This is a genomic window from Roseomonas sp. TAS13 (assembly GCF_001950415.1).
In the GTDB taxonomy this organism is placed as follows: Bacteria; Pseudomonadota; Alphaproteobacteria; order Acetobacterales; family Acetobacteraceae; genus Roseomonas; species Roseomonas mucosa.
This window is the reverse complement of the sequence record NZ_BDLP01000206.1, coordinates 1-7,868: the sequence shown is the minus strand read 5'-3', so window position 1 is coordinate 7,868 and position 7,868 is coordinate 1. Positions and strand designations below refer to the sequence as shown.

The 7,868-nt window shown below is 71.3% G+C and carries 8 protein-coding genes and 1 pseudogene; 6 read left to right on the top strand and 3 right to left on the bottom strand.

What is annotated here, in order from left to right; genetic code table 11:
- Window positions 1-422: pseudogene (locus ROTAS13_RS15410) on the bottom strand (hypothetical protein); the annotation flags it as partial.
- Between the two features lie 214 nt (window positions 423-636).
- Here ROTAS13_RS15410 and purM point away from each other — a divergent pair.
- Genes purM through ROTAS13_RS15395 form a run of 3 tightly spaced genes read left to right on the top strand, consistent with a single transcriptional unit; the run spans window position 637 to window position 2,644 of the window.
- The gene (gene purM, locus ROTAS13_RS15405) at window positions 637-1,707 is read left to right on the top strand and encodes a phosphoribosylformylglycinamidine cyclo-ligase (RefSeq protein ID WP_075822774.1); all 1,071 of its coding nucleotides are present in this window, start codon (window positions 637-639) and stop codon (window positions 1,705-1,707) included.
- The gene (purN, locus tag ROTAS13_RS15400) at window positions 1,704-2,438 is read left to right on the top strand and encodes a phosphoribosylglycinamide formyltransferase (protein ID WP_314209519.1); all 735 of its coding nucleotides are present in this window, start codon (window positions 1,704-1,706) and stop codon (window positions 2,436-2,438) included. Before purM ends, purN begins: the two co-directional genes overlap by 4 nt.
- Before the next feature lie 47 nt (window positions 2,439-2,485).
- Window positions 2,486-2,644 carry a hypothetical protein gene (locus ROTAS13_RS15395; protein WP_019461727.1) on the top strand — a complete coding sequence of 53 codons (159 nt, stop codon included), beginning with the start codon at window positions 2,486-2,488 and terminating at the stop codon, window positions 2,642-2,644.
- Between the two features lie 76 nt (window positions 2,645-2,720).
- Here the strand turns inward: ROTAS13_RS15395 and ndk are convergent, their stop codons facing one another.
- A complete protein-coding gene (gene ndk / locus ROTAS13_RS15390) occupies window positions 2,721-3,143 on the bottom strand; it encodes a nucleoside-diphosphate kinase (protein ID WP_058389858.1) in 423 nt (140 codons plus the stop codon).
- 212 nt (window positions 3,144-3,355) lie between these two features.
- Between ndk and ROTAS13_RS15385 the strand changes: the two genes are divergently transcribed.
- The 3 genes from ROTAS13_RS15385 (at window position 3,356) to ftsH (ending at window position 7,201) form a co-directional block, all read left to right on the top strand.
- Window positions 3,356-3,580, top strand: coding sequence for a hypothetical protein (locus ROTAS13_RS15385; protein ID WP_075822773.1), 225 nt, complete (start codon window positions 3,356-3,358; stop codon window positions 3,578-3,580).
- Window positions 3,581-3,668: 88 nt separating this feature from the next.
- Window positions 3,669-5,132, top strand: a complete 1,464-nt coding sequence (locus ROTAS13_RS15380; RefSeq protein ID WP_019461730.1) for an AMP nucleosidase — start codon at window positions 3,669-3,671, stop codon at window positions 5,130-5,132.
- A gap of 146 nt (window positions 5,133-5,278) precedes the next feature.
- Window positions 5,279-7,201, top strand: a complete 1,923-nt coding sequence (gene ftsH / locus ROTAS13_RS15375; RefSeq protein ID WP_019461731.1) for an ATP-dependent zinc metalloprotease FtsH — start codon at window positions 5,279-5,281, stop codon at window positions 7,199-7,201.
- A 415-nt stretch (window positions 7,202-7,616) separates the two neighbouring features.
- Here ftsH and ROTAS13_RS15370 read toward each other — a convergent pair.
- On the bottom strand, window positions 7,617-7,868 hold a 252-nt coding region (locus ROTAS13_RS15370), incomplete at its 5' end, for an SPOR domain-containing protein (RefSeq protein ID WP_171979108.1).

Sequence of the window (7,868 nt, the reverse complement as noted above, 5' to 3'; positions counted from 1 at the left end):
GGCGAGGGTGCCGTGGGCGAGGCGCCACCGCCCCCGGCCTGCGCCGTCGCGCCGCTGCGCCCGCCCAGGACGGCCACGCGGCCGGGGTTGAAGTTCACCGTCACGCGGCCGGAGAAGCCGGTCAGGGTCGAGCGTTCCTGCTCCACCACCACGGAGGAGACCAGCCGGTCGATCTGGCTGGCGGAAAGGCCGGTCGGCAGGCCCAGTTCGCCCGCCATGCGCTCATAGGCGATGCGCTGCGCGGAGGCATAGGCCTGCTCCCGCGCCTCCACGGCGTTCTTGGCCGTGGCCTCGGCCGGGACGCCGCGCTGGGTATAGCCGCCGCCCGTGGCGGGCGCGGCGGCGGCACCGGTCCCGGATGTCGGGGCGGCCGCACTGGCCTCCGGCGTGCTCGCGGCCGGGGCGCTCGCCGCCGGGGGCACGGGGGGCGGAATCGTGGGGAATCCCTGTGCCGCAGCCAGCCCGGGCAAGGCGCAGAGCGCGGGAAGAAGGGCAGCCACGAGGCGCAGGGATGTTGCACCGCCCCGCCAGACGTGGTGTTGCCTTCCGCTCGCGCCCAGGCTCGGCAGTTGGTCCGGCATCGTCCGCCCTTCAAAACCTTCCGAAGCCCTGGGGCATAGCCGATCGGGAGCGACCATGGCCAGCCTGACCTATCGTGACGCCGGGGTGGACATCGAGGCGGGTGACGCGCTGGTGGACGCCATCAAGCCCCTCGCCAGGTCCACGGACCGAAGCGGGACCATGGGCGGACTCGGCGGGTTCGGCGCGCTGTTCGACCTGAAGGCCGCGGGCTTCAAGGATCCGGTCCTGGTCTCCTCCACCGACGGCGTGGGCACCAAGCTGCGGCTGGCCATCGATTCGGGCCACCATGACGGCGTCGGCATCGACCTCGTGGCCATGTGCGTGAACGACCTCGTGGTGCAGGGCGCCGAGCCGCTCTTCTTTCTGGACTACTTCGCCACCGGCAAGCTGGAGGTGGCGCAGGCCAGCGCCGTGGTCGCCGGCATCGCCGAGGGCTGCCGCCAGGCGGGCTGCGCCCTGGTGGGCGGCGAGACCGCCGAGATGCCCGGCATGTACGGCAAGGGCGACTACGACCTCGCCGGCTTCTCGGTCGGCGCGGCGGAGCGCACGGACCTGCTGCCGAAGCCTGATGTCGGCGCGGGCGACGTGCTGCTGGGCCTGCTGTCCTCCGGCGTGCATTCCAATGGCTACTCGCTGGTGCGGCGGATCGTGGGGGGCGGCAATGCCGGGCTGAAGGACCCGGCCCCCTTCGCCAGCGGCAGGACGCTGGGCGAGGCGCTGCTGGAGCCGACCCGGATCTATGTGAAATCCGTCCTCGCCGTGCACCGCGCCGGGCTGCTGAAGGCCGCCGCGCATATCACCGGCGGCGGGCTGCCGGGCAACCTGCCGCGCGTGCTGCCGGCCGGCACCGTGGCGGTGGTGGATGCCGCCGCCTGGACGCCGCCGCCGGTCTTCGCCTGGCTGGCCAGGATGGGCGGCGTGGTGCCGGAGGAGATGCTGCGCGTCTTCAACTGCGGCCTCGGCATGGTGCTGGTGGTGGCCGAGAATTCCGTCGGGGAAGCCACGCGGCTGTTGCAGGAGGCTGGCGAGACGGTGGCCCGCATCGGACGCATCGAGACGGCGCCGGAGGGCGACGAGGCCAGCGTGCGGGTGGACAACCTGACAGCCCGGTGGCCGCAGCCGTGACAGGTCCGGCTGGCGGGGAGGACCGCCGCCCGCGCGTGGCGGTGCTGATCTCCGGCCGCGGCAGCAACATGGCCGCGCTGCTGGAGGCCGCCACCGATCCGTCCTATCCGGCGCGGATCGCGCTGGTCCTGTCCAACCGCGCCGGCGCCGCCGGGCTGGCGCGGGCGGAGGCCGCGGGCATTCCGGTGGCCGTGGTCGAGAGCCGCGCCCACAAGGGCGACCGGGAAGGCTTCGAGGCGGCGATGCAGGCTGTGCTGGAGTCGCACCGCATCGGGATGATCGCCCTGGCCGGCTTCATGCGCGTGCTGACGGAAGGCTTCACCCGCCGCTGGGAAGGCCGGATGCTGAACATCCACCCGTCCCTCCTGCCCGCCTTCCCGGGGCTGGACACGCATGCCCGCGCCCTGGAGGCCGGGGTGCGGCTGCATGGCTGCACGGTGCACCTGGTCTCGGCGGGGGTGGACGAGGGGCCGATCCTGGCCCAGGCCGCCGTGCCCGTGCTGCCGGGCGACGACGAGGCGACCCTCGCCGCCCGCGTGCTGGCGCAGGAGCACCGGCTCTATCCGGCCGCCCTGGCCTGGATGGCCGTCTGGCTGGCGCGCCACGGCGCCGGGCCGCTGCCCGCCATGCGCCGGATCGCCGAAGAGGCGACGGCCGCTCTGCCCTCTGCAACGGGCGCCATGGCGAATCCCTTGCCCGCCTTCGCTGCCCTGCCTACAGAAAAAGCCTGAATCCTCCGGCACAAGGCGGAGGCGTGAAGCAGGGATCGGGGCGGAGCATGGCCGAGGCACGGCAGCATATCGACATGGTACCGGTGCGGGCGGAGGACATCCTGTCCGAGCGCGAGGCCGGCTGGCACGCCTTCACCCGGGCCGCCGCCTGGGGAATCGGCGCGATCGTGGTGATCCTGCTGCTGCTCTACGCCTTCCTCGGCTGAGCCGGGGAGCGGGGTTTCCCGTCCGCAAGGCCGGGATGGGCGAGGGGCGGGATGCCGCCCCTCGCCCGGGCCGGAATCAGCCGGTGATCTCGGAACCGGCGAAGAAATACGCGATCTCGATCGCCGCGTTCTCCGGGCTGTCGGACCCGTGCACGCTGTTCGCCTCGATGCTCTCGGCGAAGAGCTTGCGGATGGTGCCCTCGGCGGCATTGGCCGGGTTGGTGGCGCCCATGATCTCGCGGTTCTTGGCCACGGCGCCCTCGCCCTCGAGGACCTGCACCACCACCGGGCCGGAGGTCATGAAGGAGACGAGGTCCTTGAAGAAGGGACGCTCCTTGTGCACGCCGTAGAAGGTCTCGGCCTGCTGCTGCGACATCAGGATGCGCTTCTGCGCGACGATGCGCAGGCCCTTCTCCTCGAACACGGCGTTGATCTTGCCGGTCAGGTTACGCCGGGTGGCGTCGGGCTTGATGATGCTGAAGGTACGCTCGATGGCCATCGGGCTGGGTTCCCTGCGAAAAAGGTAAGGCGCGCGCCCGATAGGCCGCCCGGAGCCCAGGCGCAAGCCCGCCGCTGCTCCAGCCGGTAGGACAAGGGGATGGGGCGGGGTTCCGGCACGGCATCTGCCGGACTCATCCAAGAATTCATCTGACATCCTGGATGCGATCGCCTATTCTCACGAAGCCGTGAGATTGATGGTTTTCCGTACCGATGCCGCATTTTCCTTTCCTGCGCCCATCCGCTGAAGACGAGCTGCGTACGGCGCTGGATTTTCTCGATAGCGCCTTGCGGGCCTCCCGCCACGCCGCGCGGCGCCACCATGTCGCGAAGGCCATCGAGCGCCTGGCGAGCGCGCACTACCTGCTTGGCCACCCGGAAGACCGGGAGCAGGAGGCTCTGGCCGTCCCGAGCGGGGCCGGCGTCCGGCCGGCCTGATCCCAGGGCGCTACCATCGCGGGAATGGTTACGGCCATCGCGGGTTGTGGCAGGCTGGGCCGGCACAGACAGGAACGGATGCCAGCCGATGCGGCATGAAACGGTGGCCTCCCCCGAGGAGGCCGTGGACCGCCTGGAGGCAATCTACGAGGCGGCCGTGGAGGCCGAGCGGGCGGCCCTGGACCGTTTCGTGTCCGGCGGCGCCGTGCCGACCGAGGCGGAGCGCGCCGCCTTCCGCTATCCGGCCCTGCATCTGCACTGGAATGCCGAGAACCTGCCCCCGGCGACCCGGCGGGCTTGGGCCAAGCTGCAACTGCCGGGCGATTATGCCACCACGGTGACGCAGCCCGCCGCCTTCCGGGCCTATCTGCTCGAACAGCTCCGCCCGCTGGCCGGGGAGTACGGCGTGCGCATCTCCGTGGGGCGCAGCGAGCAGGAGATCCCCTACCCCTATGTGCTGGAAGGCGGCGACGAACTGGCGCGCGGCGGCGTCTCGGCAGCGGCGCTGGCGCGCCACTTCCCGGTGCCCATGCTCTCGGCGGTGGGGGACGAGACCGCCGACGCGCTGTGGAAGTACCGGGAGGGCGAGCCACGGCCGCTGGCGCTCTTCGACGCGGTGCGGGTGGACTATTCGCTGCGCCGCCTCGTCCACTACACCGGCAGCGACTGGCGCCATGTCCGCCCCTGGATCCTGCTCACCAACTATCAGCGCTATGTGGAGCAGTTCACCGGCTGGGCGCTGAACGAGCTCGCCAGGCCCGGCAGTCCCTATAGCCGCCTGGTCCTGCCCGGCGGCGCCTCGGTGGGACGGGAGGATTCGCCCGAGGCGGGGGCCGAGCTGGTCGCCGCCGCGCCCTGGCAGCGTTTCCAGATGCCCGCCTACCACCTGCTGCGCGGCGACGGGCGGGATGGCGTGACCATCGTCAACATCGGCGTCGGCCCGTCCAACGCCAAGACGATCACCGACCACCTCGCGGTGCTGCGCCCGCATTGCTGGGTGATGATCGGCCATTGCGGCGGGCTGCGGCAGAGCCAGCAGATCGGCGACTACGTGCTGGCGCACGGCTATCTGCGGCGGGACAAGATCCTGGACGAACTGCTGCCGCCGGAAATCCCCGTCCCCGCCCTGGCGGAGGTGCAGGTCGCCTTGCAGGAGGCCGCCGTGCAGGTCACGGGCGAGCAGGGCGACGCGCTGAAGCGGCGTCTGCGGACCGGCACGGTCGTCACCTATGACGACCGCAACTGGGAGTTGCGCTGGTCGCAGGAGCGGCTGCGGATCAACCTGTCGCGCGCCATCGCCGTGGACATGGAAAGCGGTACGCTGGCCGCCCAGGGCTACCGGCTGCGGGTGCCCTACGGCACGCTGCTCTGCGTCTCCGACAAGCCGCTGCATGGCGAGATCAAGCTGCCCGGCGCCGCCACCGCCTTCTACCAGCGCGCCGTGAGCGAGCATCTCGCCATCGGCCTCGCCACCTTCGAGATCCTGCGCGGGCAGCTCGACGGGCTGCATTCGCGCAAGCTGCGCGCCTTCGACGAGCCACCCTTCCGGTAGCGCGCCGTGCCTTTCCGGGCCGCTGGACGGCCCGGCGACCGCCCCGTGAGGTCCGGCCAGCCTGTGGCGCAGGCGGCCGGGGCCATGAGGCCCGCGCGGGCCGGCCTCAGGCCAGCCTGGATGCCAAGCGAGGAACAGAGCCGGACATGCCCCCAGCCCCCGCCAAGCGACCCACGGGCCCGCAGAAGGACCCGCCGGATTCCGATCTCTGGAAGCGGCAGTTCACCATCTGGTACATTCTGGGCGCCTTCTTCCTGCTGACCTTCCTCCAGTCCATCTGGGCGAACTACTCGCAGGTGGAGACGGTGCCCTACTCGCAGTTCGAGACCCTGCTCGGCGAGGGCAGGATCTCCGAGGTCACCGTCTCCCAGGACACCATCAGGGGCCAGCTCAAGGAGGCGGAGGCGAACGGGCGGCGCGAGGTCAGCGCCGTGCGCGTCGATCCCGCCCTGGCGGAGCGGCTGAAGCAGCAGGGGGTCACGGTGGTGCGCGGCACGCCGCCGCCGGGCTTCCTGGCGCAGATGCTGACCTGGCTGGTGCCGATGGCGCTGCTCTACCTCGTCTGGATCTTCGCCTTCCGTCGCTTCGCCGCGAAGCAGGGCTTCGGCGGGGTGATGTCGATCGGCAAGTCGCGCGCCAAGATCTATGTCGAGAAGGACACCAGCGTGACCTTCGACGACGTGGCCGGGGTGGACGAGGCCAAGGCCGAGCTGCAGGAGGTCGTCTCCTTCCTCCGGGACCCGGCCTCCTATGGCCGGCTCGGCGGCCATGCGCCCAAGGGCATCCTGCTGGTCGGCCCGCCCGGCACCGGCAAGACCCTGCTGGCCCGCGCCGTGGCGGGCGAGGCCGGGGTGCCCTTCTTCTCCATCTCCGGTTCCGAATTCGTCGAGATGTTCGTGGGCGTCGGCGCCGCGCGGGTGCGCGACCTCTTTGCCGAGGCGCGCAAGGCGGCGCCCTGCATCATCTTCATCGACGAGCTGGACTCGCTGGGCCGCAGCCGTACCTCCGGCCTGTCCGGCGGCGCGGACGAGAAGGAACAGACGCTGAACCAGCTCCTGGCCGAGCTGGACGGCTTCGACCCGCGCAGCGGCGTGATCCTGCTCGGCGCCACCAACCGGCCGGAGGTGCTGGACCCCGCCCTGCTGCGCCCGGGGCGCTTCGACCGGCAGGTGCTGGTGGACCGCCCCGACCGCCGGGGGCGGCTGCAGATCCTGCGGGTGCATGCGCGCAGGATCCGCCTCGCCCCCGATGCCGATCTCGATGCCGTCGCCGCCCTGACCCCGGGCGCGACCGGCGCCGACCTCGCCAACATGCTGAACGAGGCCGCGCTGGCCGCGACCCGGCGCCAGGCGGAGGCGGTGGAGCAGAGCGACCTCATCGCCGCCGTGGAGCGGGTGCTGGCGGGGGTCGAGCGCCGCAGCCGCATCCTCAGCCCGCCGGAGCGCCGCCGCGTGGCGGTGCACGAGATGGGCCATGCGCTGGTGGCGGCCAACCTGAGCGGTGTCGATCCGGTGCTGAAGGTCTCGATCATCCCGCGTGGCATCGGCGCCCTGGGCTACACCATGCAGAGCCCGGCGGAGGAACGCTTCCTGCTGGCGCGGAGCGAGTTGCGCAACCGGATTGCCGTGCTGCTTGGCGGCCGCGCGGCGGAAACGCTGTTCTTCGACGGCGACATCTCCACCGGCGCCGCCGACGACCTCCAGCGCGCGACGGAAACGGCGCAGGAGATGGTGACGCGCTACGGCATGGCGGATGCCCTGGGCAACCGCACCTATGCGCCGCCTCGCCAGAGTTTCCTGGGCGACCTCGCCCTGCCGCCGTCGCGCGCCGAGGTGAGCGAGGCCACGGAGCGCGAGATCGACCTCGCCGTGCGCGAGCTGGTGGAGGAGGCCAACCGCCGCGCCACCCAGATCCTGGAGGCGCAGCGCGACCAGGTGGAGGCGGGCAGCCGGCTGCTGCTGGAGCGGGAAACCATCACGGCCGAGGATTTCCCGCCCCTGGTTCCGGCGGCGAAGCGCCGCGTCGCCGGGGCGCCCCCACTCCGGGAGGCGGGCATGGCGGAAGGCTGAGACCGGGCCGCGGAAGCCCTGACGCTCGCGCCCCGGTCTCGCGCACGGGGGCCGGTGGAGACGCTGCTGTGCCTGAACGGCCTTGGTTTCCCACCGTGCGGGCCGTTTTGGCACTTTAGGACTTTTAGGTTTTTAGTCCTTTATCTGCCAGAACGAGTCCTGATTAATTGTTCAGTTTAGGTAGTTGATGCTTTGATGACGTTGATTATATTCCTATAAACCGAGCGCGGTCCGGAAAGCAAGGCGCGTCTGAGGGCCGGCCAGGAAGCGTGACGCCGGGTCCTGGCGGGCGAGCGCATGCCGCTCGTCGGCCTGGAGCGGTGTCCGTTTGCCTTGGCTCACTTCAACCACTCCAGCCTGTTGTTTCGGGAGCATCTTCACGCGTCCGGATGATTCCATCCGGACGCGATCCGCTCTAGGGCGCGATCACCATGCAGGCCCCGCGCTTCATCCGGGCGCAGGCCTGCCGGGCGCTCGTCTCGCTCAGCCCTGCCACCTGGGCGCGGTAAAGGGTCTGCCCCTTCAGCCGCACCTTTTCCACCCGCACCGTCCCCGCGTTGCGCGCGGCGCTCCGGCGCGCGGCACTGGCCACCTTGCGCGCGGAGACGTTGCTCGGCAGCGCGCCGACCTGCACCGCCCACTCGCCCTTGCCGGCGCTGGAACGCGC

What these genes read in the sequence shown, in the direction of transcription:
- ROTAS13_RS15395 (WP_019461727.1), top strand. Translation starts at nt 2,486, where the DNA reads ATGGCCGAGGCACGGCAGCATATCGACATGGTACCGGTGCGGGCGGAG.
- purM (WP_075822774.1), top strand. Translation starts at nt 637, where the DNA reads ATGGCCAGCCTGACCTATCGTGACGCCGGGGTGGACATCGAGGCGGGT.
- ftsH (WP_019461731.1), top strand. Translation starts at nt 5,279, where the DNA reads ATGCCCCCAGCCCCCGCCAAGCGACCCACGGGCCCGCAGAAGGACCCG.
- ROTAS13_RS15385 (WP_075822773.1), top strand. Translation starts at nt 3,356, where the DNA reads ATGCCGCATTTTCCTTTCCTGCGCCCATCCGCTGAAGACGAGCTGCGT.
- ROTAS13_RS15380 (WP_019461730.1), top strand. Translation starts at nt 3,669, where the DNA reads ATGCGGCATGAAACGGTGGCCTCCCCCGAGGAGGCCGTGGACCGCCTG.
- ndk (WP_058389858.1), bottom strand. Translation starts at nt 3,143, where the DNA reads ATGGCCATCGAGCGTACCTTCAGCATCATCAAGCCCGACGCCACCCGG.